The following is a 25,619-nucleotide window of genomic DNA, read 5'->3' as shown; positions in this document are numbered from 1 at the left end:
GAAAATGGGTGAGGCTAATTTGGATAAAAAAGAGAACATAAAGAGTAAGTTTGATTTATCTAGTTTATGGTGTCGAGAAGAATGGTGGACTGTCTGGTTAGGTATAGTATTAATTGTTGCTGCAGTTGGTAATATCATTACTAAACCTGTCTTACCAGCACGATGGGGAGTGGAAGGTGCTGAATCAATTTTAGCAGCTATCCCGAGTGAAATTATTATAGGAATGTTGACAACTGGATTAATAACTTTAATTATTTTTGCTGTAGCAGTATTCTTTAGTAACTGTCAAGAACTTAGTGATTTTCTTAAGGGTTATCCAGTTATATTCTTATTATCGATTTTAGCTTATGTACTTGGAAATTATGCTCCATTGAGACATTATGGTTTTAATGATGTGATTTGGGCTTTAGTAATTGGATTAGTAATCAGTAATTTAATTAAAGTACCTCAATTTTTACAAGGAGCTGTCCGAACAGGTTTATATATCAAGACCGGTTTAGTCTTATTAGGGGCTTCTATCTTATTTGATCGGATGTTAGCATTAGGAGCAATGGGATTAGGAGTAGCTTGGGTAGTAACACCGGTAGTCTTAATAGTGATGTATTGGTATTCACAAAAGGTTTTAAAGATGCATGAGAATAAAGGGTTAGCAATTACAATTGCTACTGCAACATCAGTCTGTGGAGTATCGGCAGCTATTGCTTCAGGTACAGCTTCTAAAGCTAAACAAGAAGAGATCACTTTGGCTGTTTCAATAACTTTAATCTTTACTGTTTTGATGATGGTCGGAATGCCAGCAATGGTTCAGCTATTAGGAATAGATCCGATAGTTGGTGGTGCATGGCTGGGAGGGACAATTGATGCTACAGGGGCTGTAGTTGCTTCTTCTGCATTGTTAGGTTCAGAGGCAATGGAAGTAGCTTCTGTAATTAAGATGGTTCAAAATATTTTAATTGGAATTATTGCTTTTGGAATAGCAGTTTTTTGGGTGACAAAATATGAAAATAAATCTACTGAAGAGGTTAATATCAACTTTACAGAAATATTTACGAGAATACCTAAATTTATCTTTGGTTTTGTAGGGGCTTCCTTGCTCTTTTCTTTCTTATTGTCTGAACCAATTGTAGCAAGTAGTTTGCCGGTATTGAATGGTTTTAGAGGATTCTTCTTTACATTAGCATTTATTAGTATCGGTCTTGATTCTAATTTCAAAGAGATGGCTCAGATGGTTAAGGGAGGAAAGGCAATCCAGCTTTACATAGGGGGACAATTACTTAATATAGTATTAACCTTACTTGCTGCTTATATCTTCTTTAGTGGTCAATTTTTTAATTTACCATTTTAAGGTCAGAACTCAAAAAATACTTTTGATGGAAAATTGATATGATTGAGTACTTTCAGCTAAAAGAAATTATTGGAGATGAGAACATTCAATTATATGATGTCTTGTAAACATTGATGGTTTTAGTGTTTTGATTGTGTGGTTTTGAATTTAATTGTCAATTATAAACTGTAAATTGTAAATTAAAACGGGAGTGGAGAAGGATTTAAATATTTGCTAAGTGGTGTCATAATAGGCTTTAATTTAACTGAAAGAGTACATGATTAGGAGAAGAGGTGGTTCAGTTGAAAAAGGTATTGCTGTTACTTATAGTATTGATTGCTGTAGGAATTATCTTATTTGACGTTGGAAACTCTGGAACTCACTCCAGTGGAGCTGGTGAAATATGGTGGACAGAAGTGGAAGAGATTGAACAGAATTTTTAATAAGCTGATAATGCTGTACAATAATTAATAAAATTATTGTAAAAAAGGGGTTGATTTGGGATTTAAATTAAAATGACCTTAGGTCATTTTATTCTTTGCTCTAATCCCAACTAATCTCATTGACATAATCACCTTATTGACATGGCTAGAATAATATGATAAAGTCTATAATAACAAAATTAATTTAATGAATTCAGATAAAAAAACTCGGTATTAGGAGGATGAAAGATGAAAATTAAAGTGAATGGTGAAGAAGTTGAATTTGAAACTGAATTGACAGTTAGTGAATTATTGGAAAAAGAGGATGTTGAGATGCCTGATATGGTATCTGTAGAGCTAAATGGTGAAATTTTAGATAGAAAAGATTTTGCTACTCAAGTAGTAGAAGATGGAGGTCAAGTAGAATTTTTATACTTCATGGGTGGTGGCACTGGTCATGAACTTTACCGAAGAACAGCTTGAACGATATTCACGCCATATTATTTTACAGGATGTAGGGGTAGAAGGTCAAATAAAGTTATTAGAATCATCTATTTTAATTATTGGAACAGGAGGATTAGGTACGCCTGCAGCTCAGTTTTTGGCAGCAGTAGGGGTAGGTAAGATAGGGTTGGTCGATGCAGATCAAGTTGAACTGTCTAATTTACAACGGCAGGTATTGCATCATACTCCTGATGTAGGGAAGTTGAAGGTTCAATCAGCTAAAGAGAAGATAAATTCTATGAATCCAGATGTAGAAGTTAAAACATATGATTATTACTTAATGTCACATAATATTAAAGAAGTTATTAGAGAGTATGATTTTGTAATCGATGGAACTGATAATTTTCCAGCTAAGTTCTTAATCAATGATGCTTGTGTAATGGAAGGAAAGCCCCTTTCTCATGCAGGAATTATCAAGTTTACGGGCCAAACGATGACTATTGTACCTGAAGATGATGAGACACCATGTTATCGTTGTGTTTTTCCTGAACCTCCTGAGCCTGGTGTTGTACCTTCTTGCAAGGAAGCTGGTATTTTAGGAGTAATGGGTGGAGTAATTGGAACAATTCAGGCTACTGAAGCAATTAAGTATTTATTAGACAAAGGTGAATTATTGACCGGTACATTATTAAGTTATGATGCTTTAGATATGGAATTTAGAAAGATAAATTTAAATTGTAATGATAACTGTGGTGTCTGCAGTGATGATCCTGAAATTACTGAGTTAATAGATTATGAACAAGGAGCTTGTGAACTATGATCATTGAGTTAACAACAGAAGATTATCAAAAATTATTAGAGGATGCTCAAGAGCGATTCCCTACAGAAGCTTGTGGATTGGTAGCAGGTTTGAAGGAAGATGATAAGATCGAGGTTAAGGCTGTATATCCAATGGCTAATCTGGATGAATCTGCTGAGCATTTTACATTAGATCCGAAGGAGCAATTTAAAGTAGTCAAGGAGATTAGAACAGAAGGTTATCAATTAATTGGTAACTATCATTCGCATCCAGCTACTCCAGCTCGTCCTTCGGCAGAGGATAAGAAGCTGGCATATGATCAGGATGCTCTTTATTTTATCTTTTCTTTGCAAGATGAGCCTGTATTGAAGGCATTTGAAATTGAAGACCATAAGGAAGTAACTGAATTAAAAATAGAGTTAGTTTAACGAAGAGAAGAGGAGGATTAAAATTATGAAAAGAGAGCCGGTTTTTAAGATACCAGAGACGGTCAAAGAAGATACTAACAAGTATCAACAAGAAGTAGAACGTTTTCTTGCTGGAGAGATTGATCCTGTTAGGTTTAAAGGTTATCGGGTACCAATGGGGATTTATGGTCAACGAGGTGCGGAAGAGAAAGAACAATATATGGTACGTGTTAGAGCACCTGGTGGAGTAATTACTACAAAGCAATTGGAGAGATTAAATCAATTAAGTAAAGAATACGGTTCAGATTATCTACATCTAACTACGAGACAGGATGTTCAGATTCATCAAGTAGATATAGAGGATACTCCTCAGATATTATTTGATTTATTAGAAGTCGGCTTAAGCCCACGAGGTGGAGGAGGAAATACTGTCAGAAATATTGCTAATGCTTCGCGAGCAGGGGTTGTTGCTGATGAAGTATTTGATACGACACCTCATGCTTTAGCATTGACTGAGTATTTGATCAAGACTAGATCCTCTTTTAATTTACCGAGAAAGTATAAGATTGCCTTCTCTTCTACTCCAGAGGATGAAGGTTTGGCTACAATTAATGATTTAGGGTTTATTGCTCAAGAAAAAGACGGCAAGAAAGGCTTTAAGGTTTATGCTGCAGGAGGAATGGGTACTGCTTCTGAAGTTGCATTCGTAATTGAAGAGTTTATTCCAGAGGATAAGATCTTTCATGTAGCAGAAGCAATTAAACGTTTCTTTGATCAGTATGGTGATCGAAGCAATAAGCATCGAGCTAGATTACGATTTGTTAAAAAGCGATTAGGAGAAGAAGAATTTAAGGCTAAATATAAAGAATATTTAACAGATGTTTTAGCAGAGAATATTGAAACACATCAAATTAATTATTATCAACTACCGAGAGAAGAAGTTAGTACTAAGTTAGATCTAACTGCTGATTATTTAGAGAAAGAAAAAGTAACTGGTTATTATTCAGTCGAATTAAGACCTGAAAATGGAGACTTAAAGACTGAAGAATTAGACCAATTATTAGAGTTAGAAGTATTATCTGCTGAGGAGGTTGATCTGCGAACTACCAATCGACAAAGTCTATTGCTTAGAGGGGTTAGAGCTGATCAAGTTGAGCAGTTGGTTGAAGAGATAAGAGCGATTAATCCTGATCTATTATCTGATAATCACTCTACAATACCAATTGCCTGTAAAGGAGCTTTAACTTGTCGGTTAGGTCTATGTTTGTCACCAAATTTGGCTAAAGAGATTAGGAAGGAACTTACTTCTTTAGCTGGTGATTTACAGGATTTATTACCACAAATTTATATCAGTGGTTGTCCAAATGCCTGTGGACAACATTTGATTGGTAAGATTGGATTTGAAGGTAAAGCAAAACGATTTAATGGTAAGTTGGCCCCTCACTATTCTCTCTTATTAGGAGGAAATATAGCTGATGGTAATAGTAAGTATGGGGAGCGAGTAATTGATCTACCAGCGAAAAGAATTCCTGATTTCTTAGTTAGCTTGGCTGAAGAGCTGGCTACAGAAGAAGATTATAATTCTGCGCAATTCAATCAGTACTTAGAAGCTGGTGGGGAAGAGAAGATTAAAGAGTTAGCTGCTGAATTTATAGATGTTCCAGCTTATGAGGAAGAGCCTGATCTATATCGAGATTGGGGCCAAGATGAAGACTTCTCCTTAGCAGGAAGAGGGTCAGGTGAATGTGGAGTAGGTGTTATGGATATTATTAAGTTAGATTTAGATACTGCCCAAGAAAATTACGAGCAAGCAGTTGCCGAAGATGATGCAGATCAACTTTATCAAGCAATCGTCAATGCTGCTAGGGCATTATTGATTGTTAAAGGGGTCGACGCGCAGAAGGATCGAGTAATTATTAAAGAGTTTAAAGATAAGTTCATTAATGATCGATTAGTAGCTATAGATTATGAAAAAGTAGTTGATGCTGCCATTGATTATAAGTTAGGTGATATTAGTGATTTATTTGCTTACCAAGAAGAAGTAAAAGGATTGATTGCTCGGATTGAGAAGTTATTTAATTCCTTAAATGCTAAATTAGAATTTACAATTGAAACGGATGAAGCTGCAGAAAATAGTGATTATACTGTGGATGCAGATAGAGAAGTAGCTGACTTAAGAGGGGTTCAATGTCCAATGAACTTTGTTAAAGCAAAGGTGGCTATTGCTCCTTTAAGTCCAGGAGATATAATTGATATTTATTTAGATGAAGGAGAGCCGATTGCTAATGTACCACAGAGTTTAAGTTCTGAAGGGCATGAGATTTTGGCTAAAGAGCAGGCAGAAGAAGGGTATTATATCTTAACAGTTAAGAAGGCGATTTAAAATGAAGAAGAACAGCGAACACTTGGTGTCTATGATGATTTGATTCGGGTCAGTGTAGGGATTGAGGATATTAGAGATCTGAAAGAAGATTTTGCAACTGCATTAAAAGAAATTTAAATTTACTTATAAATCTTGCTGGGAAGAAATATATATTTTATTGTTGTACAGGAAAACTAAGGAGGAGTTAGGATGTTAATTGAGCCTCATGGTGGTAAATTGGTCGATCGAATTGTGACAGGGAAAGAGAGAGCAGAGTGGTTGTCTAAGGCAGATGACTTATCTAAGATTGAGTTATCTAGAGAGATGTTGACTGAAACAGAAAATATAGCAACTGGTCTGTATAGTCCATTAGAGGGCTTTATGCTTGAAGCAGACTATAAGTCAGTCGTAGAAGAGATGTATTTAAAGAATGGTCTACCATGGACGATTCCTATTGTCTTAGATGTTACTACGGAGAAAGCTGCTCAGTTGGCAGTTGGAGAAGATGTAGCTTTAACAGATCAAACAGGTCAAGTTTATGCTATCTTACATTTAGCAGATAAATATACTTATGACAAAGAGAAAGAAGCAGAATTAGTCTATCAGACAACAGAGACTGAACATCCAGGTGTAGCTAAGCTGTATCAAAATGGAGATGTTCTATTAGGAGGAAAGATCTCTTTATTAAGAAGGGTAGGGCATGAGCAATTCAATCAATATCGCTTAGATCCTAAGGATGCTAGAGAGTTAATCGAAGAAAAAGGGTGGAATCGTGTGGTAGGCTTTCAGACTAGAAATCCAATTCATCGGGCCCATGAATATATTCAAAAGTGTGCTTTAGAGATCTGTGATGGTCTGTTATTGACTCCCTTAGTAGGTAAGACTAAAAGCAGTGATGTACCAGTAGAATATCGAATTGAAAGTTATGAGGTTGTAATGGATAAGATTTATCCTCAGAATCGAACTGTTTTAACAGTCTTTCCAGCAGCAATGAGATATGCAGGGCCAAGAGAGGCAGTCTTTCATGCTTTATGCCGTAAGAATTATGGTTGTACACACTTTATAGTAGGGCGTGATCATGCTGGGGTAGGAGATTACTATGGTACTTATGATTCTCAAGAGATCTTTAAAGAATTTAAATGGTGTGGAGATCTAGGAATTGAACCATTATGCTTTGATTATGCTTTTTATTGTAAGAAGTGTACTTCAATGGCTACCTCTAAAACTTGTCCTCATGATGAAAAATATCATGTCTCATTAAGTGGTACTCGAGTTAGAGGATTATTAAGAAATGGTAAACGACCTCCTGAGGAGTTGACTAGACCAGAAGTAGCAGAAGTATTGATCCAAGGAATGGCGCGGTAAAAAGCAGTGAATAATTAATATTGAATATTTAATAATTATAAAACATTAAATAATTAAAAGCGTTAAATATTGAACAGTGAAAACCAATGAATAATGAATATTGAATACTTAAAGAGCATTGAATAATGAATATTGAATAATTAATAGTTGAAGATCAAAAGCATAAATAATAGTTCAAATCAAGTTCGAAATTAAGAAATTAATTTTTTGATCTTAAATTATTCAATATTAAATATTAAATATTAAATGATTTTAAAGGTGGGGGTAGTATGTGTCAAACTAATCGTGGTGTGACTGTCTGGTTTACTGGTTTAAGTGGAGCAGGTAAGACGACTGTAGCTAAGGAAGTGGAAAGAAAGTTAAAAGCTCGTAATGCTAGAGTACAGCGGTTGGATGGAGATATTGTTCGTAAATCCTTAACTAAGGATTTAGGATTCAGCAAGAAAGATCGTAATGAAAATATCAAAAGAAATACTTTGGTTGCTAAGTTATTGACTAAGCATGATGTAGTTACTTTATGTTCGTTTATCTCTCCTTATCGTTCCGCACGGGAGTATGCACGCCAAGAGATTCAGGAGGTAGGGGAGTTTGTTGAAGTCTTTGTCAATCCTCCATTAGAAGTTTGTGAGGAGCGAGATGTTAAAGGGTTCTATCAACAAGCTAGAGATGGTAAGCTAGATAACTTTACTGGAATTTCTGATCCCTATCAGGTTCCAGAGAATCCTGATTTAGAATTGAGAACTGATCAAGAGACATTAGAAGAGAGTGCTCAAAAGGTAATTGATTACTTAACAGAACAGAATTATATTTAAGGATGATAAAGATGGAGCAATTTAAAGTAGTTGAACTGACAACTGATATCTTAATCATTGGTGGTGGAGCTGCTGGCTGTTATGCTGGAGTAAGGGCCAAAGAACAAGATCCAGAAGTTGATGTTTTGATTGTTGATAAGGCTCATATTGAGCGGAGTGGCTGTTTAGCAGCAGGAATCAATGCCATCAATGCTTATTTGAACCCTGGTGTTGGCCCTAAGGACTTCTTAGATTATATTAAGCAGGATTCAGAAGGGTTAGTTAGGGATGATCTGATTTATACCTTGGCTCAAGGTCTGAATCGGGCTGCTGATAAGTTAGAACAATGGGGTTTACCCTTTTTGAAGGATGAGGAAGGTAACTTTATTCCTCGAGGTAGAAGAAGTGTCCAGATTAAAGGGGAGAATATTAAGCCGATTATGGCTCAAGCTGTTAGGAATAGTGGGGTAGATGTTTTAAATCGAGTCAATATTACTAATTATCTAGTAGAAGATGATCAAGTTAAGGGAGCTTATGGTTTTTCTGTTCGTGATAATAAGTTTTATTTGCTCAAGGCTAAAGCGGTGATCTGTGCTACTGGTGGAGCTGCCGGAATCTATCGATCTAATAACCCTGGTCAGGCTCGTCATAAAATGTGGTATCCACCATTTAATACTGGAGCAGGTTACGCTATGGGCCTAAGAGCTGGAGCTGAGATGACAACCTTTGAGATGAGATTTATCGCTTTGCGGGTTAAGGATGTCATTTCTCCAACAGGAACGATTGCCCAAGGTTTTAATGCTCCACAGATCAATGCTTTAGGAGAAGAATATCAGGATAGTTATGAGAAGAATACTACTCCATTACGTTTATATGCTACTATAGAAGAGAATAAAGCAGGTCGAGGGCCATGTTATTTAGATCTTACTCATTTAGATGATGAGCAAAATCAAAGAATTAAAGAGAACTTCTTGAATATGTCTCCAGGAATCGTCTTAAAGTGGGCTGATCGAGAAATAGAACCACAGGATGAACCGGTTGAAATCTGTGGAACGGAACCTTATATAGTTGGTGGCCATGCTCAATCTGGCTATTGGATTGATACTAAACGACAAACTACTTTAAAAGGGTTATATGCGGCAGGTGATGTTGCTGGAGGAGCCCCTAAGAAGTATGTGACTGGTGCTATGGCTGAAGGTGAGATTGCAGTATTGGATGTTTTAGAATATATTGAAGGGGTTGATTTTGAATCCTTTGATAGTGTTAAAGTAGAAGAAGAGTTCAATCGTGTCTATAGTCCTTTGCAGCGGAAGGAAGGCTTTGGCCCTCAAGAGCTTGAAGAGAGGCTACAAAAGATAATGGATGAATATGCAGGTGGTTTAAGTACCAATTATCAACTACATGAAGAGAAGTTATTACAAGCTAGAAGTTTTTTAAAGGTTTTAGATCAAGATTTAGCTTCTGGAAAGGCTGAGAGCTTACATCAATTAATGAATTTACATGAGGTAATAGATCGCGTTATTGTAGCTAGGGCTCTTGTAGAACATCTACTATATAGAAAAGAGACTAGATGGAAGTCTTACCAACAGCGTCTTGATTATCCTGATCAGGATGATCAAAATTGGTTTAAATTTGTTAATTCTGTTTATGACCAAGAAGAAGATCAGATCAAGATAATTGAACGAGAACATATTAAGCTGGGTGATTTAGATGGCAGTTAAGATAAATCATAAGTTATGTAATGGTTGTGGTCAGCGGGAAAAGTCATTATGTGTTAGAGTTTGTCCTGGGAATTTATTATATAAAAATGAAGATAATAAAGCAGAGATTAGAGAAAAGAGGGATTGTTGGGATTGTGCTGCTTGTGTTAAAGAATGTTTACAGCAAGCAATCGAGCTCTATTTACCAGCCGAAATAGGTGGCAGAGGTTCTACACTACAGGCTGAACAGAAGAAGGATAAGATCATCTGGCAGTTGAAGAAAGTAGATGGTTTTTGTGAAGAGTTTGAAATTAAAACTGAAGAATAACTAAAGTAAAGGCGCGGGCCAACCGCGTTTTTTTTTATGTAGTAAAGCTTGATTACAATTATGTGTCACTTTTGTGCCACATAATTGAGTTGACAGTGTACAGTGAACAGTTTACAGTTAAGATCAAAATCTTAAGATCCTAAAACCTATGAAAAGACTTAGAATTATAGGTTTAGAGTGGTTTTGATCTTAAGGTTTTAAGGTCTTTAACTGTCAACCGTCAACTGTAAACTGTACACTGATATAAAGTGGCAAAGTGCCACTTTATATCAATAAATAAATTCTCTTAAGTTAGGTTATGTTATTAACAGCTTTATTTTTGGGAAGGAAAGAGAAATTTAGCTATAATTTTTTTGGTTTTAGCAGTGTAATGAGGAACAATCGAATTTAACTAATCAATCACTAGTTTATAAGCAGGGATTTTAAATCTCTCTTTTTAAGAATATAAATTATTAAGAGAATATCAAGAAAATGTTGGGAGAATGAATACTTAGTGTTTTGATTGTGTGGATTTGAATTTTAACTGTACATTGTAAATTGTACACTAAAACGGGAGTGCATAATGATTTGAATATCTGCTGAGTAGTGTCATAGTAGACTTTGATTTAGTTGAGAATCGAAAGGCTATGTCTTGAATTGAGAGCACTAATTTTCGACAAAGGGGTGGAGCTAATTATGATTGGAGTATCTAAGTTATTAGGCGGCAAGGATAAATTTGGTGATAAATTACGTTATAGTAAAAAATCAAAAGGGCAACGGTATGGGACTAAGGAGAATAGAGGACCAGTCGTAGTTTGGAATATGACCAGGACCTGTAATTTGAGTTGTACTCATTGTTATTCTGATTCTGATTACAAGGGTTATAGTGGTGAATTAACGACTGCTGAAGCAAAAAAATTTATTGATGATTTAGTAGAATTTAATGTACCGGTCTTATTATTTTCAGGAGGAGAACCATTAATAAGAAAGGATATTTTTGAACTGGCTGATTATACTGCTCAAAAAGGGATTAGACCAACGATTTCAACCAATGGAACCCTAATCACTAAAGATGTTGCTCGTAGATTAAAGGATATAGGAGTAGGGTATGTCGGAATCAGTCTAGATGGGATGGAAGCGACTAATGATCGGTTCCGAGGCAAAAAAGGAGCTTTTAAAGAGGCATTACAAGGAATTCATAACTGTTTAGAGATTGATCAGAAGGTAGGTCTGCGTTTTACTATTAATCGGCATAATTATCAAGAGGTAGGGCAAATCTTTGATCTACTAGAAGAAGAGAATATTCCTCGGGCCTGTTTTTACCATTTAGTCTATTCTGGTCGGGGGAGTGAAATGGTTCAAGAAGATATTTCATTACAACAATCACGAGAAGTAATGGATTTAATTATAGAGCGAACCCTAGACTTTCAAAGAAGGGGTCTTGATAAAGAGATCTTGACGGTCGATAATCATGCCGATGGAATTTATACTTACTTAAAGATGAAGGAAGAGGCTCCGGCGAAGGCAGAGAAAATCTTGAAGTTGCTACAGAGAAATGGTGGAAATCGAACAGGAATTGCAATTGCCAATGTTGATTGGCAGGGCAATGTTCATCCTGATCAGTTTACTCAAAATCATACCTTCGGTAATATTAGGGAAAGAAAGTTCAGTGAAATTTGGACTGACAGCTCTCAGAACAATATTTTAGCCGGATTGAAGGAGCGCAAGAAGTTGTTGAAGGGACGTTGTAGTAGCTGTAAGTGGTTAGAAGTCTGTAACGGTAACTTTAGAGCCCGTGCTGAAGCAATTCATGGGGATTTTTGGCATGAGGATCCAGCCTGTTATCTGACTGATGAAGAGGTTGGCTTGAGTGAAAGAGCAATGAATATTTAATAATGAATAGTTAAAACAAATGTACAATTTACAATGTACAATGTACAGTTAAAATTCAAGTAATAAATAGTAACAAAAAATCTAAAGAAGAGCAGAGAATAGAGAAGAGTCACTAGTTAGGAAATTACAATTTTAAAGTGATGACTTATCAGTGGCTAACGGAGGGTTTTTTGGTTTATAAAACTCGGAGGTAGCGAACAGTAAACAATGAACAGAGAATAGAGAGTAGCTGCTAATAGAAATTACAGTTTTAAAGCAGTGGTTATCAGCAGCATAAGGAAAGTTTTTAAGCTTATAAAATGTGGAGATAGATAAGAAAGCAATCGGCAATTAGAAAAGTAGCTATAGTGAAATAGATTAGTGTTTGCTACTAAATGATTTTGAACTTATAAATGATTTTGAACTTAACTATTCACTATTAGTTATTCATTATTAATTGTTTTTACTAGGGGGGGAAATATTAGTGATTATTTCTTGGAATACTACTAAAGAATGTAACTTATATTGTAAGCATTGTTATCGTGATTCAGGGCCAAAAGAGAAACAGGCAGATGAATTGACTACCAGCGAAGGAAAAGAGTTATTAACAGAGATAGCTAAGGCTGGATTTAAGATTATGATCTTCAGTGGTGGTGAGCCTTTACTAAGAGATGATATCTATCAGCTAGTTGAACATGCAGCCAGTTTAGGTATGCGTCCAGTCTTTGGGACTAATGGAATGTATATCACTGAAGAGGTTGCCTATAAATTAAAAGAGGCTGGAGCAGCAGGAATGGGAATCAGTTTGGATAGTGTTAAGCCTGAAGTGCATGATCACTTTAGGCAGCTAGAAGGTGCTTGGGAGCAAGCTGTAACTGGGATTAAGAATTGTATTGAGGCTGGCTTGCCTGTTCAGATCAATACTACGATCAGTGATTTAAACTATGATGAATTTGAAGAGATTACTGATTTTGCAATTGAGTTGGGGGCTAAAGCTCATCATCCATTCTTTTTGGTACCGACAGGAAGAGGAAAAGAGATCGAACGTGATTCAGTCCGGGCCAACAGATATCATCAGATGATTGAGCGGATTATGGAGAAGCAAAAGGAGGTTGAGATTGAACTGAAACCGACTTGTGCTCCACAGTTTATGGCAGTAGCCAAAGAGAAGGAAATGAATATGAGATTTACTCGAGGCTGTTTAGCAGGGACTGATTACTGTTGTATCTTACCCAATGGAGATGTACATATCTGCCCTTATTTGCCGGTCAAGGTGGGCAATGTTAAGGAAACAGTTTTTTCTAAATTGTGGGCTGAAGCTAAGATATTTGAAGAATTAAGAACAATGGATTATAAAGGTAGTTGTGGGAGTTGCCAACATATTGAGATTTGTGGAGGTTGTCGAGCTCGGGCTTACTATTATTCAGATGGTGACTATATGGCTGGGGAGCCGTGGTGCCATCGGGGGGGGATGTTAGATGGTAAAGCAATTAGATGAATTAGATAAGAAATTATTGACTTTGGCCCAGCGAGAATTCCCTTTAGACTCTAGGCCATATCAGAGATTAGGAGAAGAATTAGGGTTGAGTGGGCAAGAAGTAATTGAGCGAATTAAAGAATTAAAAGAAGCTGGTTATATTCGTCGGTTGGGTGGTATTTTTAGCTCCAAAAAACTAGGTTATGTCAGTACTTTAGCTGCTGCTAAGGTAGCTGAAGAGCAGTTTTATCAGGTGGTTGAAGAAGTTAATCAATATCAAGGGGTGACCCATAATTATCGACGTAATCATGACTTCAATCTCTGGTTTACCTTAATTGCTCCTGACCAAGCTAGTTTAGAAGAGCAGTTAGCTGAGATTGAGGTTTTAGTAGGAGTTAAAGTATTGCACAATTTACCTGCCGAGCGATTTTATAAATTAGGAGTTAAGCTTAATTTGGAAAAGGAGGGCTAATAAGATGAACATAAGGATTAGTCAGCTGGATAAGGAGATTATTAGGGCAGTCCAAGGGGAGCTACCTTTAGTTGAACGTCCTTATCAGAAGATCGCAGATGAGTTAGAAATTAGCAAAGAAGAGTTATTGGCCCGATTAAAGCAATTAAAAGAAGAAGGCAGACTACGTCGGATGGGGGTTATTCTCTATCATCGCCAAGCTGGTTATCAATTTAATGGAATGGGAGCTTGGTTAGTATCACCTGAACGGCGTGAAGAGGTAGGAAAGCTAATGACCAGTTATGAAGAGATTAGCCATGTCTATCAACGACCAACCTATCCTGATTGGCCTTATAGCCTCTTTTCGATGATCCATGGGCAGAGTCAGTCAGAGGTTGAAGAGATTGCTCAGGAAATTTCAGAAAAGACAGGGATTGCGGAATATAAGATACTATATAGTACAGAAGAATTGAAAAAGACGAGTATGAAGTATTTTTGTGAAGAGTAATGGTCCTTTAATATTGAAAATAGAACAGGAATCAGAGGCACTGCTGCTTGTATGGAGTATTCACCTGTAGCTGCAGAGCATGAAATTACCTTCAATAACTCCTAGTTCTAACTGATTAGTTGTTACTTCCTTTAAAATATTTTGACTATAATCTATCTTTAGGTTAATATTAAATTGAGGATGTTTTTCTTTAAATGACTAGAGCGTACAAATAAGTAAGTATTTTATAGGTATAATTCTAGTTCTCAATCATGTAACTTTTGATATGTAGAAAAGTAAGGTTGCCTTTCCTTTTTTTATTAGTAGTTAATTTTTTAAGTCTATCTAACTTCAAATGTTTTTATTAATATGATATAATGATATCGCTTGAAGAGGGAAGATTGTTTAGCTATATTAAGTAAGAGTACTCTCAGCTAAAAGAAAATATAGGATGCTTTGCAAATATTGAGTAAATTGTACACTAAGACGGGGGTGCAGAGAAACTTAGTTATCTGCGAAGCACTGTAGTGATAGACATAAATTTAGCTGAGAAGACTAATTAAATTAAGGAGGGTTTATTTAATGTTTGATAAAGATATGATCTTTTTCCATCCACCTAGTGTATATGATTTTCGTGAACGACCTGAGGTTTTTGGCCCGATCAGTGATGTAATTCCCTCCTCTTCTATTTTTGAAATGTATCCAATCGGAATTACTAGTTTAGCTGAGTATTTAGAACGGTATGGCTATAATGCTCAGATAATTAATCTAGCCTATCGAATGCTCCAGTCCTCTAGCTATAATCCAGAGAAGGTTATTCGTTGTTCTCAGGCTCGTTATTTTGGAGTTGATCTCCACTGGCTCCCTCATGCCCATGGAAGCTTGGAAGTTGCCAAATTGATAAAGAAATATCATCCTGACAAACCAGTTATTTTTGGAGGATACAGTTCTTCATATTATCACGAAGAGTTGATCGATTATCCTGAAGTTGATTTTGTAATTAGAGGAGATTCAACTGAAGAACCATTATTGCAGTTAATAGAGACTTTAGACAATGGTGGTGATCTAAGTCGTGTTCCAAATTTGACCTGGAAATCTGGGGGGGAAACGGTGGTCAATGATTTTGATTTTATCCCTCAGGATTTAGATTATGCCTCTTTACCTGCTTATGATTATGTTTTTAAGTCAGTTTTGAAGTATGGTAGTATGAAGAATGTTGTTCCTTATCAAGGTTGGTTTGATTATCCTACAACTATGCTACTGATTTCGCGGGGCTGTTCCGTTAATTGTCCTATCTGTGGAGGCTGTGGCTCTGCAATTAAAGATGTATCTAATAGGGAGAAGGGACCAGCTTTTCGTTCTCCTAGTAAGCTGATTGAGGATGTTAAGTTTATCTCTTCTTTCTCTAAGGCACCTATTTTTGTAGTCCATGATCCACGTATGGGAGGAGAAGATTATGCTAATCAATTTTTTGATCTGTTAGAGAAGGAAGATATTGACAATGAATTTGTCTTTGAACTCTTTGCTCCAGCTTCTGAAGATTATCTTAAGCGGTTAGATGATGCAACTTCTCGTTACAGTTTACAGATAAGTGTAGAATCTCATCTAGAGCGAATTAGAAAAGGGAAAGGTGGTAAGTTTCCTGTTTCTAATGCTAAATTTGAAGAGACTTTAGTGACTGCATTACAGCATGGCTGTCGTAAAATTGATATTTTCTTCATGGTTGGACTGCCAGAACAGACTTACGAGGACGCTGTTGATGTTGTTGATTACTGTCGTGAACTGTTACCAGAGATAGGAGCAGGTAAGATTGTGCCTTTTGTAGCTCCTTTAGCTCCGTTTCTTGATCCTGCGTCCCCTGCTTTTGAGAATCCAGAGGAGTATGGTTACCATAAACTCTGTCATTCTTTAGAAGATCACCGTCAGGCTTTGTTAGAGCCTAGTTGGAAGCATATGTTAAGCTATGAGACTGATTGGATGACGAGGGATGACATTGCTAATGCTACCTATGATTCTGCTCTAGGATTGAATGAATTAAAGTATGAACTGGATCTATTAGAGGAAGAAGTCTATTTTCAAGTCAAGGAACGAATTACTGAATCTCGTCAGATTTTAGAAGAGATCGATGATATTTATGAACTTCCTTCTGAGCAGCAGGATGCTAAGTTGGAAAGTTTACAGAAGCGGTTGAGTGATTTTGGAAAGTATAGTATCTGTGATCAAGATGAGATGAAATGGCCTAACAGTAGTGGGTTGCGGAATATATTTGCATTAGGTCGTTTGACTGCTAGTCTTTTTTGGCAGGAGTTGAAAGGAAAGTTTGTCTCTAATAGTGGTGTCTATAGAGAATAAAATAATTTATGAAAAAAGTGCTGTTTTATTAGGAGGAAACTTAAAAACCAAACATCTTTCAAACTAACCTAGTAATGTAGATTGAATTTTAATCTATATGAAGCAGTTAGAAGCCACCTCTAACTCTTGTTTTTGATTTGGGGGTGGAGGTTCACTAAGTTAATTAGAAAAACATGTATTAAGTTGAGGTACATGAACTATTAATACAAAATTATTTTAGAAATTTTAAAAGGAGAATTTGAAGTGGCAGTCAATAGTAATTCAGAACGATTAGGAGAAGAAAAAATTTTAAAGTTATTATTTAAATTATCGGTGCCTTCAATTATTGGAATGAGTACTCAAGCCTTATATAATGTGGTAGATAGTATTTATGTTGGGCGTAGTAGTCAAGAGGCTTTGGCAGCTTTATCTTTGGCTTTTCCTATTCAGATAGTCTTGATTGCAATTGCAGTTGGAACAGGAGTTGGAACTAGCTCTTTAATTTCAAGATTACTAGGGGAAGGGAAGGTAAGCAGGGCCAACGAAGTAGCAGAGCATACACTGGTTATTATTTTAGTCTATAGTGTAATCGTTGGTTTGATAGGTTATTTTTATTCTGATAATTTAATTCGGTTATTTACTTCTGAGCAGGTATTGATTGAGATGGGAGTACGCTATATTAGAATTATGTTGATCGGCTCGATTGCTCTTTTCTATCCTATGATAGCAAATAATATATTGAGGGGAGAAGGGAATACCTTTGTTCCAATGTTAGGTTTGGTAGTAGGGGGGATCTTAAATATTATTATAGATCCTTTTTTAATTTTTGGGATTGGTATCTTTCCCGAATTAGGAATAGAGGGAGCTGCTATTGCCAGTATCTTTTCTAAATTTGTTGGTGGGGTCTTAATTAGTTTGATCCTCTTCAGTCCCAAAACTCAAGTTAAATTTAATTTTAAAGAGTTTGAATTTGAGTTTCAAATTATCAAAGAAATTTATGAAGTTGGTTTACCAGCAATGATTATGCAATTATTATCAAGTATTATGATTGCTGTAATGAATATTATTGTTGGAGGATTCAGTACTGTAGCGATTGCAGTAGCAGGGATCTATTTTAGATTACAGTCTTTCTTTTTTATGCCGATCTTTGGATTAGGACAAGCTTATATGCCGATTCTTGGCTATAATTATGGTCATGAAAAGCCAGAGCGAATGAAAGAAACAATCAAGTATGGTCTATTGCTCAGTTCAATCTTTACAGGGGCTGGTTTTGTTATCTTTCAGTTGTTTCCAAGGGAGTTAATTCTACTATTTAATGATACTCCAGAGCTACTAGAGATCGGGGAGGTTGCTTTACGAAGGATCAGTTTAGCATTTCCGGTCATTGGCCCGGCAATTATTGCTTCGACTACCTTTCAAGCATTAGGAAAAGGGATTCCTAGTTTGGTACTTTCTTTTTTGCGCCAGATAATTCTATTATTACCGATTATGTATTTATTAGGGCAGTTGTATGGCTTAGATGTTTTATGGTTTGCTTTTCCTATTTCTGAAGTAATTGCTGCTATCTTGATTCTGTTTTGGTTGACGAGCACATTGCGAAGAATTTTTACAGAGATGAAGCTTGAACTAAAATGATCATAGATTATTCTAGTTCAGGTTATAGATTTTGTACGTAAAACCTGATGGGCTTGTTCTCGGGATGTAAGTGCTATTTAAAAAAAATTAGATATTATCTTTAAAATATGATATACTAAAAATAGTTAAGGTAAATCTTCTTACAGGCAAAGCCTGACGTGATAAATCCACAACTATAAGGGTTCATGGTTTTAAAATTCAAAAACCACTGCAACGGGAATTAAAGCGAAAATCAAGCTCCTCTGTTGCGAATTTATTACGAAGTGTCTGTTAAATCGTTTCTAGAATGAGGAATCGACGTGAACTTGCTCCGTGGAGCGTCAATAGTGCTGTTGAAACCGCTTTAGCAGAGGCTGAATAAGAATTGAATAGAAATTAAATAAGTGTCTTCGAGCTTATTATACCTGTTAATTAAGTTCTATGGTATTTTAGCCGATAGGGGTTTAGGAGAAATCTTAGGTCCTCCCAGAATTGGAAAGGAGACAGTTAAGCTAATATATTTCCTTTCCAAATCAAATGGGAATATATTAGCTTTTTTTATTATTATGGAATTACAATAAAGCTTCAGTTTATAGTTGAGGTAAGGCTAAGCCAACCGTTAAAAGCATAAGGGCTTAGGTCTTACTTAAACTTAGACTTAACCTTAAACTTAAACTTAATATCAATTAAGTTGCATATAGTAACTAAATATTAATTTGAATTTTGGTTTAAAATATAGATGAATATAAGGGTGTCTAAATTATGAATGCAATCTTATTAGCTGGAGGTAAAAGTTCCCGTTTTGGTAAGAATAAAGCATTGGCTAAATTGGATGGAGAAAGATTAATTGAAAGGGTTAGTAGTAGGTTACAAGAAGTATTTGATGAGGTATATGTGGTTGTTAATGATAAATCGATTTATTCTTTTTTAACAGGCATTAAACTTGTAAAGGATATTATCCCTCATCAAGGACCATTAGGTGGTTTATATACTGGATTAACTTATTCTGATGCTCAGTATAATTTTTTGATGGCTTGTGATATGCCGTGTATAGATCTTAATTATCTAAATTTTTTGAAACAAGAGGAGAAGAATTATGATGTCCTAATTCCTAAAACAAAAGAAGGGTACTTAGAACCATTAGCTGGAGTTTATAGTCAAGACTGTTTAGAGCCGGTTAAGAGAAAATTAGATAAACAGCAGTTAAAACTGATCAGTTTTTTTCCAGAAGTTACAGTGAGGACTATCAGTGAAGAGAAGATTAAAGAAGTTACTGATCCTGAGAGAAATTTTTATAATATTAACTACCAAACTGATTTGAAGGAGTTAACTAAAAAGATTAATTGTTATTATCCGCATTAAATTAAGACAATTTTGATATTATAGAGGTTGGAAGTGAAGCTTTATTGCAATATTGTGGCACTTTTATGCCACAATATTGAGTTAACAGTGTACAGTGAACAGTTTACAGTTAAGCTCAAAACTTTAAAAAATTAAGACCTTTGAAATGCCTTATGTTTGCAGGTTTAGAGTGGTTTTGATTTAAGATTTTAATGGTTTTAACTGTCAATTGTCAATTGTACATTGTACAATAAGACGGGGGAGCAGAGGAACTTAGTTATCTGCGAAGTACTGTAGTGATAGACTTAAATTTAACTGAGAGCACTAGAACGGATATAAGGAGTGGTTAGATGTCAAATTTATTTAATTTAATTAACCCAAAAGAAGTTAATCAGATTTTTATTAGTAAGTTAGAGCAAGAATTGGTTTCAGAAAAAGTCTCTTTAAAAGAGGCTACAGGTAGAATTTTGAGTCAAGACATTGAATCTCCAACCAACTTACCTCCTTTTACCAGGGCGACAATGGATGGTTATGCAGTTAAGGCTGCAGATACTTTTGGTGCTTCTGAGACTAAAACTGTTTATCTTAATCTTGTTGGTGAAGTATTGATGGGGGAAGAGGCTACTCAACGGCTTGAGAGTGGACAGACAATCAAGATCAGTACAGGAGGGATGTTACCAGAGGGAGCTGACGCTGTTTTAATGGTTGAATATACCGAGCAACTGGGTAGTGATCTAGTAGAGATCAGTCGAGCAGTAGCTAGCGGTGAAAATGTTGTCCAGCAAGGTGAAGATATAGCGGAAGGTGAGGTATTATTGACGGCAGGTTCTCAGCTTAGAGCTCAGGATATAGGTGCTTTAGCTGGTTTAGGGATTATTGAAGTTGAAGTTTTCAGCCAACCTAAAGTTACTATTTTTGCAACCGGGAATGAATTGATTTCTCCTAGTCAAACTCCACAATTAGGTCAGATCAGAGATATTAATTCTTATTCAATTGCTAGCTTTAGTCAAGATTTAGCAGTGGTCAATTATGGTGGGATTATTAGGGATAATAAGCAGGAGTTAAAGGATAAATTAGAAGGAGCTTTAGCAGAGAGTGACTTAATAATCTTATCGGGAGGTAGTTCGGTCGGCACTAAGGATTTAACCTTAGAAGTAGTAGATGAACTGGGAGAGCCTGGGGTTTTGGTTCATGGAATTTCGATTAAGCCAGGTAAACCAACAGTTTTAGCTTTGGTTGATGGTACGCCAATCATTGGCTTGCCAGGGCATCCTACTTCAGCAATGACTGTTTTTAAGATTGTTGTTCAACCGGTAGTTAAGATATTGGCTGGTTTAGAAGATAAGCTCGGTAAGGAAGATAATTATTTGACCGCTAAGTTGAGTCGGAATGTTGCTTCTGATAAGGGAAGAGAGGAGTATATTCGAGTTAAGTTAGAAGAGCAAGATGGTTTTTTAGAGGCGGTACCAGTGCTTGGAAAGTCAAGTTTAGCAACGACAATGGTTGAGGCTGATGGTTTGGTTAAGATTGATTTAGGGACGGAAGGGTTAGAGCAAGGGACGGAGGTTCGAGTTTTGATGTTTTAAGATTAATTTTAACTTAGTTAAAACTAGGTGTCAGTGTCAGTAAAGATCTTAATTTCAAAAACCATGCTTAATTAAAGGGGTTAAAGGTGTTGGTCTTAACAGGCACAGACACAGATTACTGACACTAAGTATCAATATTAAGGTTTTAATGTTTTTAACTGTCAACTGTACCTACGGGTCTTTATCAAGACCCTTCGTGAAACTCATAAAAACCATATCCACCGTAAACTGTACACTGATTTAAACCTGGGAGGTAGTCATGTTATGAAACGAAATATTTATTTAGATAATTTACCACTTGATCAAGCTCAATCTAAATGGTACTCTCAATTAAATTTAGAACCTAAGATTGAGAAGATAGATATTAGGGAAGCATTAGGTCGTAGGCTAGCTGAGAAGGTAGTGGCCAATATTTCATCTCCTCATTATCCTGCTTCAGCGATGGATGGGATTGCTGTTAAGGCAGAGCTGACTGCGGGAGCTTCGGAGAAGAATCCAATTAAATTGATTAAAGAAGAGGAGTATCAGTTGATTGATACTGGTGATCCAGTTGCTGAGCAGTTTGATGCTGTGATTATGATTGAGGATGTCAATATCTTGGAAGATGGATCAGTTCAGATTGAAAAACCTGCTGCTCCGGGCCAACATATCAGAAAGGTCGGTGAAAGCTTAATTGCAAGAGAGGTAGTGTTGACTGCAGAAGAAGAGATTACCCCTTATGCGATTGGACTTACCTTAGAAGCGAATGTTAAGCAAGTAGCAGTCTATGCTCAGCCTGAAGTAGAGATTATTCCAACTGGAACTGAGTTGGTTGAAGATAAGCAAGAGTTAGAAGTAGGGGATATTATTGAATTTAACTCTTATGTCTTGGGTGGTTTAGCTAAGAAATGGCGGGGCAAGCCTATCCGTGAAGGGATTGTAGCCGATGATTATCAACAGATAAAAAAGAAGGTTAAGCAAGCAGTTGCTGAGCGGGATTTTGTGGTGATTATTGCTGGTTCTTCTGCTGGAAGAGAGGACTATACGGCACAGATTATTGATGAATTAGGTGAAGTGATAGTCCATGGGGTTAGTATCAGACCAGGTGGGCCAACAATTCTAGGAGTGATAGATGATACTCCTGTGATGGGGGTGCCAGGTTATCCAGTAGCAGCAGCATTGACCTTTAGATTATTTGCCCGTAATGTAATCTATCAACTGGCGGGAAGGAAAGTACCAGCAGTTAAGAAAAAGAAGGCTAAATTGAGTAAGAAGTTGGTCTCTTCTTTAGGTTATAGAGAATTTGTTCGGGTCAAGTTAGCTGAGCTTGATGGTCAGCTTGTAGCCAGCCCTTTATCTAGAGCGGCTGGGGTATTAGGTTCAGTTGTAGAAGCGGATGGATTAGTAGCCATTTCAGAGTATAGTGAAGGGTTAGAAAGAGGGGAAGAAGTAGAGGTTGAACTGTTAACAGAAGCTAATGGTGCTGATTGTTTACTGGTTACTGGTAGTGATGATTTGAGTTTGGATTTATTAAAAAATCAACTACAGGCTAGAGGAGTTACCCTCACTACACAACATGTCGGTAGTAGGGGTGGTCTGACTGCTTTGAGAAGGGATGAGGTTCATTTAGCTGGGGTTCATCTACCAGTTGGATCTGATTATTCTCACGTAGAGAAATTCTTAGGAAGACGAGAGTTTGTAGCAGTTAATTTGGCTATTCGTGAGGCTGAGATAGGGGGACAAAGCAAGCGGAAAGAGCTGAATTCATTGGCTTCAGATGATTTATTAACTACTAGTGAAGAAGGGGTAGCTAAAGTTAGATATGATCTAATTATTCCTCAAGAATATCTGTCAGATGAGAGGGTAAAGAAGCTGTTAGAGCAATTAAAGGAAGAAGGATTTAAAGCAGAGATCAATAATTTGGCTGGTTATCAAATGGGGAAGGGTACTCTCAGCTAAAAGAAAATATTGGAAGACAAAATATTTAGCTGTAGGATACTTTGTAAATATTGATCTGTTTAGTGTTTCGAATGTATGCTTTTGAATTTAATTGTAAATTGTAAATTGTAAATTAAAATGGAGGTGACAGAAGATGGTTGAATTAATTGATCAATTAGGACGGAGGATAGATTATTTACGAATTTCAATAACTGATAGATGTAATTTACGTTGTCAGTACTGTATGCCTGAGACTGGAGTAGATAATTTGACCCATCAGCAGCTCTTAAGTTATGAGGAGTTGATTAAGGTAGTTCGGGTTGCTGCTCGCTTAGGGATTAAAAAGATCAGGCTGACTGGTGGTGATCCATTGGTCAGAAGAGGGATTGTAGATTTTGTGCGAATGTTAAAAGAGATACAAGGAATTGAAGAGGTTTCATTGACGACTAATGGGATTTTATTGCAAGAAAAAGGTGCTGATTTGGTTGAAGCAGGATTGGATCGGGTCAATATTAGCCTTGATACTTTACAACGGGATAAATTTAGAGAGATTACTAGGATTGGAGAGTTTGAGCAGGTATGGAGAGGAATTGAGGAGGCATTATGGTTAGAGTTGGCCCCGATCAAGATCAATACAGTATTGATGAAGGGGATTAATGATGATGAGATCTTTGATTTTATCGATTTGACACGGAAATATCCACTCCATGTTAGATTTATTGAATTTATGCCGATGGGTGGACAGAAACTGGAACAGGAAGAGAAATATTTGAGTATAGAAGAATTGAAGAAAAAAATCAAAGAGAAAGAACAGTTATTACCAAGTCAATTTGCTACGGGTAATGGACCAGCCTATTATTATCAAGTTGCTGAGGGCTTGGGATCAGTTGGTTTCATCAGTCCGATCAGTAATCATTTCTGTAGTAGCTGTAATCGGATTAGATTAACGGCAACTGGCTGGTTACGACCTTGTCTCTGTAGTGATGATGAAATTAATTTAAAAGAGCTAATTAGGAATAATAGTAGTGAGGATAAGTTAGAAGAGAGATTTTTGGAAGCAATTGGTCATAAGCCTGATCAGCACCAATTAGGTCAAGAAGATAATTTGGTTAAGCATATGTCGCAGATAGGGGGATAAAGCAATGAATAAATTTAGTCATTTTGATCAAGAAGGACGGTCAAGAATGGTTGATGTAACAGACAAGCAGAAGACTAAACGAGTAGCTATTGCTCAAGGTAAGGTTAAGGTTAGTTCTAAGACTTTAGACTTGATCAAGGATCAAGAGATAGAAAAAGGGGATGTTTTGGAAGTAGCACGAGTAGCTGGGATTATGGGAGTTAAAAGAACACCTGATCTGATTCCGATGTGTCATCCGTTATTGATCAGCGGGGTTGATTTGAAGTTTAATATTATTGAAGAAGAAGCAACGATTGAAATTCTTGCGACTACTAAGATTGCAGGGAAGACAGGGGTAGAGATGGAGGCATTGACTGCTGTTTCGGTTGCAGGATTGACGATTTATGATATGTGTAAGGCAGTTGATAAAGGGATTGAGATAGGGGGGATTAAATTGTTAAAGAAGACTGGTGGTAAGAGTGGAGTCTATTTAGCTCAAGATTTAGTAGGGGAAGCGATTGCTTTTTGTAGCAGTCCAGAGAAGGGAATTGCTAAAGAAGAGATAGCTGAGGCAACTTTTAAGGAGGATTATGGTTTGGCAGGGGATGCTCATGCTGGAGATTGGCATCGTCAGGTCAGTTTATTAGCTATTGAGGATATTAATTTGATGCGAGAGCAAGGGTTAGATTTAGAATTGGGTGCTTTTGGAGAAAATATAGTGACTCAAGGATTGAAATTGCCAGAGTTACCAATTGGAAGGAAGTTAAAATTAGGTGAGGAGATAATCTTAGAAGTGACTCAGATTGGTAAGGAGTGCCATGATCGCTGCAAGATTTATCATCAAGTAGGCGATTGTATTATGCCAAAACGTGGTATCTTTGCTAAGGTGATTCAAGGTGGAACGGTTAAATCAGGAGTTAAGTTGGAGGTGTTGATCAATGATTAAGGTAGGAGTTTTAACTTTGAGTGATAAAGGTGCTGCTGGAAAGCGGGAAGACAAAAGCGGGCCAACGATCGAGAAGATTGTAGAGGAGATCGATGGAGTAGTTGAGTATTATGAGGTGATTCCTGATGATAAGAAGCTAATCATTGAAGAATTAAAGAAGCAAGCCGATGATCTAGAGCTTAATCTGATCTTGACCACAGGAGGGACAGGTTTAGCACCACGAGATTTCACTCCTGATGCTACTTTAGAGGTGATTGATAAGGAGGTGCCAGGTTTAGCTGAAGCAATGCGAGCTGAAAGTATCAAAAAGACCCACCATGCGATGTTATCAAGAGCAGTCTGTGGAATTAGAAATAAGTCATTGATTGTTAACTTACCAGGCAGTCCAATAGCAGTTGAGGAGTGTTTAGAAGTCATCTTGCCAGCGATTCCTCACGCTGTTCGATTGTTACAGGATCAAGTAGAAGACTGTGCAAGATAGAAAAAAATCTAAGAGCGGATTTTTTTCATCACGGAGGGTTCGCAGAACCTGGAGAGAAAGAGCATTGAATAGTGAATA

Annotated in this window: 22 protein-coding genes, 1 pseudogene and 1 riboswitch; all 23 genes and pseudogenes read left to right on the top strand. The window is 36.6% G+C overall.

Annotated elements, in window-relative coordinates:
• Positions 1-4 precede the first annotated feature (4 nt).
• The 23 genes and pseudogenes from MWH25_RS00115 (at position 5) to MWH25_RS00005 (ending at position 25,541) form a co-directional block, all read left to right on the top strand.
• On the top strand, positions 5-1,345 hold the full coding sequence (locus MWH25_RS00115; protein ID WP_248624506.1) for a YeiH family protein: 1,341 nt from the start codon (positions 5-7) through the stop codon (positions 1,343-1,345).
• A 281-nt stretch (positions 1,346-1,626) separates the two neighbouring features.
• Complete coding sequence (locus MWH25_RS00110) at positions 1,627-1,767, top strand: hypothetical protein (protein WP_248624504.1); 141 nt, start codon at positions 1,627-1,629, stop codon at positions 1,765-1,767.
• A gap of 228 nt (positions 1,768-1,995) precedes the next feature.
• Positions 1,996-2,229, top strand: a complete 234-nt coding sequence (thiS, locus tag MWH25_RS00105; RefSeq protein ID WP_248624502.1) for a sulfur carrier protein ThiS — start codon at positions 1,996-1,998, stop codon at positions 2,227-2,229.
• Positions 2,204-3,010 carry a HesA/MoeB/ThiF family protein gene (locus tag MWH25_RS00100; RefSeq protein ID WP_248624500.1) on the top strand — a complete coding sequence of 269 codons (807 nt, stop codon included), beginning with the start codon at positions 2,204-2,206 and terminating at the stop codon, positions 3,008-3,010. Before thiS ends, MWH25_RS00100 begins: the two co-directional genes overlap by 26 nt.
• On the top strand, positions 3,007-3,417 hold the full coding sequence (locus MWH25_RS00095) for a M67 family metallopeptidase (protein ID WP_248624498.1): 411 nt from the start codon (positions 3,007-3,009) through the stop codon (positions 3,415-3,417). The genes MWH25_RS00100 and MWH25_RS00095 overlap by 4 nt, the downstream gene beginning before the upstream one ends.
• A gap of 25 nt (positions 3,418-3,442) precedes the next feature.
• Positions 3,443-5,779 carry a sulfurtransferase TusA family protein gene (locus tag MWH25_RS00090; protein WP_248624496.1) on the top strand — a complete coding sequence of 779 codons (2,337 nt, stop codon included), beginning with the start codon at positions 3,443-3,445 and terminating at the stop codon, positions 5,777-5,779.
• Between the two features lie 6 nt (positions 5,780-5,785).
• Positions 5,786-5,896, top strand: a pseudogene (locus MWH25_RS00085) (PLP-dependent transferase); the annotation flags it as partial.
• Positions 5,897-5,968: 72 nt separating this feature from the next.
• Positions 5,969-7,123 carry a sulfate adenylyltransferase gene (sat, locus tag MWH25_RS00080; RefSeq protein ID WP_248624494.1) on the top strand — a complete coding sequence of 385 codons (1,155 nt, stop codon included), beginning with the start codon at positions 5,969-5,971 and terminating at the stop codon, positions 7,121-7,123.
• A 269-nt stretch (positions 7,124-7,392) separates the two neighbouring features.
• Positions 7,393-7,935 (top strand): adenylyl-sulfate kinase, encoded by a 543-nt coding sequence (cysC, locus tag MWH25_RS00075; protein WP_248624492.1) that lies wholly within the window; start codon positions 7,393-7,395, stop codon positions 7,933-7,935.
• An 11-nt stretch (positions 7,936-7,946) separates the two neighbouring features.
• A complete protein-coding gene (locus MWH25_RS00070) occupies positions 7,947-9,635 on the top strand; it encodes an adenylyl-sulfate reductase subunit alpha (protein WP_248624490.1) in 1,689 nt (562 codons plus the stop codon).
• A complete protein-coding gene (locus tag MWH25_RS00065) occupies positions 9,625-9,942 on the top strand; it encodes a 4Fe-4S dicluster domain-containing protein (RefSeq protein WP_248624488.1) in 318 nt (105 codons plus the stop codon). The genes MWH25_RS00070 and MWH25_RS00065 overlap by 11 nt, the downstream gene beginning before the upstream one ends.
• 675 nt (positions 9,943-10,617) lie before the next feature.
• Positions 10,618-11,814 (top strand): putative heme d1 biosynthesis radical SAM protein NirJ1, encoded by a 1,197-nt coding sequence (gene nirJ1, locus MWH25_RS00060; protein ID WP_248624486.1) that lies wholly within the window; start codon positions 10,618-10,620, stop codon positions 11,812-11,814.
• Positions 11,815-12,277: 463 nt separating this feature from the next.
• Positions 12,278-13,291, top strand: coding sequence for a putative heme d1 biosynthesis radical SAM protein NirJ2 (nirJ2, locus tag MWH25_RS00055; protein ID WP_248624484.1), 1,014 nt, complete (start codon positions 12,278-12,280; stop codon positions 13,289-13,291).
• Positions 13,272-13,742 (top strand): siroheme decarboxylase subunit alpha, encoded by a 471-nt coding sequence (gene ahbA, locus MWH25_RS00050; RefSeq protein WP_248624482.1) that lies wholly within the window; start codon positions 13,272-13,274, stop codon positions 13,740-13,742. Before nirJ2 ends, ahbA begins: the two co-directional genes overlap by 20 nt.
• Positions 13,743-13,746: 4 nt before the next feature.
• The gene (ahbB, locus tag MWH25_RS00045) at positions 13,747-14,229 is read left to right on the top strand and encodes a siroheme decarboxylase subunit beta (RefSeq protein WP_248624480.1); all 483 of its coding nucleotides are present in this window, start codon (positions 13,747-13,749) and stop codon (positions 14,227-14,229) included.
• Between the two features lie 561 nt (positions 14,230-14,790).
• Entirely contained in the window at positions 14,791-16,560 is a 1,770-nt protein-coding gene (locus MWH25_RS00040; protein WP_248624478.1) for a TIGR04190 family B12-binding domain/radical SAM domain protein, read from the top strand.
• A 243-nt stretch (positions 16,561-16,803) separates the two neighbouring features.
• Positions 16,804-18,174, top strand: a complete 1,371-nt coding sequence (locus MWH25_RS00035; protein ID WP_248624476.1) for an MATE family efflux transporter — start codon at positions 16,804-16,806, stop codon at positions 18,172-18,174.
• Positions 18,175-18,549: 375 nt separating this feature from the next.
• A riboswitch (molybdenum cofactor riboswitch) is annotated at positions 18,550-18,672 on the top strand.
• A gap of 243 nt (positions 18,673-18,915) precedes the next feature.
• On the top strand, positions 18,916-19,515 hold the full coding sequence (gene mobA, locus MWH25_RS00030; protein WP_248624474.1) for a molybdenum cofactor guanylyltransferase: 600 nt from the start codon (positions 18,916-18,918) through the stop codon (positions 19,513-19,515).
• Positions 19,516-19,844: 329 nt separating this feature from the next.
• Entirely contained in the window at positions 19,845-21,080 is a 1,236-nt protein-coding gene (locus tag MWH25_RS00025) for a molybdopterin molybdotransferase MoeA (protein ID WP_248624472.1), read from the top strand.
• Positions 21,081-21,344: 264 nt separating this feature from the next.
• Entirely contained in the window at positions 21,345-23,018 is a 1,674-nt protein-coding gene (locus MWH25_RS00020; protein WP_248624469.1) for a molybdopterin-binding protein, read from the top strand.
• 133 nt (positions 23,019-23,151) lie between these two features.
• Entirely contained in the window at positions 23,152-24,135 is a 984-nt protein-coding gene (gene moaA / locus MWH25_RS00015; RefSeq protein ID WP_248624466.1) for a GTP 3',8-cyclase MoaA, read from the top strand.
• Positions 24,136-24,139: 4 nt separating this feature from the next.
• The gene (gene moaC / locus MWH25_RS12795; protein ID WP_282706823.1) at positions 24,140-25,060 is read left to right on the top strand and encodes a cyclic pyranopterin monophosphate synthase MoaC; all 921 of its coding nucleotides are present in this window, start codon (positions 24,140-24,142) and stop codon (positions 25,058-25,060) included.
• Positions 25,053-25,541: a MogA/MoaB family molybdenum cofactor biosynthesis protein gene (locus MWH25_RS00005; protein WP_248624464.1), complete on the top strand. Its 489-nt coding sequence runs from the start codon at positions 25,053-25,055 to the stop codon at positions 25,539-25,541. Before moaC ends, MWH25_RS00005 begins: the two co-directional genes overlap by 8 nt.
• The last annotated feature ends 78 nt before the right edge of the window (positions 25,542-25,619 follow it).

Origin of the sequence: Natroniella acetigena (assembly GCF_023227745.1) — a bacterium.
Taxonomy (GTDB): domain Bacteria; phylum Bacillota; class Halanaerobiia; order Halobacteroidales; family Halobacteroidaceae; genus Natroniella; species Natroniella acetigena.
The sequence above is the reverse complement of the archived record's forward strand: the minus strand, read 5'-3'. Positions and strand labels throughout refer to the sequence as shown.

Bases quoted from the DNA above. Each gene is read 5' to 3' on its own strand.
- sat (WP_248624494.1), top strand. From the start codon at position 5,969: ATGTTAATTGAGCCTCATGGTGGTAAATTGGTCGATCGAATTGTGACA.
- moaA (WP_248624466.1), top strand. From the start codon at position 23,152: ATGGTTGAATTAATTGATCAATTAGGACGGAGGATAGATTATTTACGA.
- MWH25_RS00025 (WP_248624472.1), top strand. From the start codon at position 19,845: ATGTCAAATTTATTTAATTTAATTAACCCAAAAGAAGTTAATCAGATT.
- nirJ1 (WP_248624486.1), top strand. From the start codon at position 10,618: ATGATTGGAGTATCTAAGTTATTAGGCGGCAAGGATAAATTTGGTGAT.
- MWH25_RS00005 (WP_248624464.1), top strand. From the start codon at position 25,053: ATGATTAAGGTAGGAGTTTTAACTTTGAGTGATAAAGGTGCTGCTGGA.
- MWH25_RS00090 (WP_248624496.1), top strand. From the start codon at position 3,443: ATGAAAAGAGAGCCGGTTTTTAAGATACCAGAGACGGTCAAAGAAGAT.
- MWH25_RS00095 (WP_248624498.1), top strand. From the start codon at position 3,007: ATGATCATTGAGTTAACAACAGAAGATTATCAAAAATTATTAGAGGAT.
- cysC (WP_248624492.1), top strand. From the start codon at position 7,393: ATGTGTCAAACTAATCGTGGTGTGACTGTCTGGTTTACTGGTTTAAGT.
- moaC (WP_282706823.1), top strand. From the start codon at position 24,140: ATGAATAAATTTAGTCATTTTGATCAAGAAGGACGGTCAAGAATGGTT.
- mobA (WP_248624474.1), top strand. From the start codon at position 18,916: ATGAATGCAATCTTATTAGCTGGAGGTAAAAGTTCCCGTTTTGGTAAG.
- MWH25_RS00115 (WP_248624506.1), top strand. From the start codon at position 5: ATGGGTGAGGCTAATTTGGATAAAAAAGAGAACATAAAGAGTAAGTTT.
- MWH25_RS00065 (WP_248624488.1), top strand. From the start codon at position 9,625: ATGGCAGTTAAGATAAATCATAAGTTATGTAATGGTTGTGGTCAGCGG.
- MWH25_RS00040 (WP_248624478.1), top strand. From the start codon at position 14,791: ATGTTTGATAAAGATATGATCTTTTTCCATCCACCTAGTGTATATGAT.
- MWH25_RS00020 (WP_248624469.1), top strand. From the start codon at position 21,345: ATGAAACGAAATATTTATTTAGATAATTTACCACTTGATCAAGCTCAA.
- thiS (WP_248624502.1), top strand. From the start codon at position 1,996: ATGAAAATTAAAGTGAATGGTGAAGAAGTTGAATTTGAAACTGAATTG.
- MWH25_RS00070 (WP_248624490.1), top strand. From the start codon at position 7,947: ATGGAGCAATTTAAAGTAGTTGAACTGACAACTGATATCTTAATCATT.
- ahbA (WP_248624482.1), top strand. From the start codon at position 13,272: ATGGTAAAGCAATTAGATGAATTAGATAAGAAATTATTGACTTTGGCC.
- ahbB (WP_248624480.1), top strand. From the start codon at position 13,747: ATGAACATAAGGATTAGTCAGCTGGATAAGGAGATTATTAGGGCAGTC.
- MWH25_RS00100 (WP_248624500.1), top strand. From the start codon at position 2,204: ATGAACTTTACCGAAGAACAGCTTGAACGATATTCACGCCATATTATT.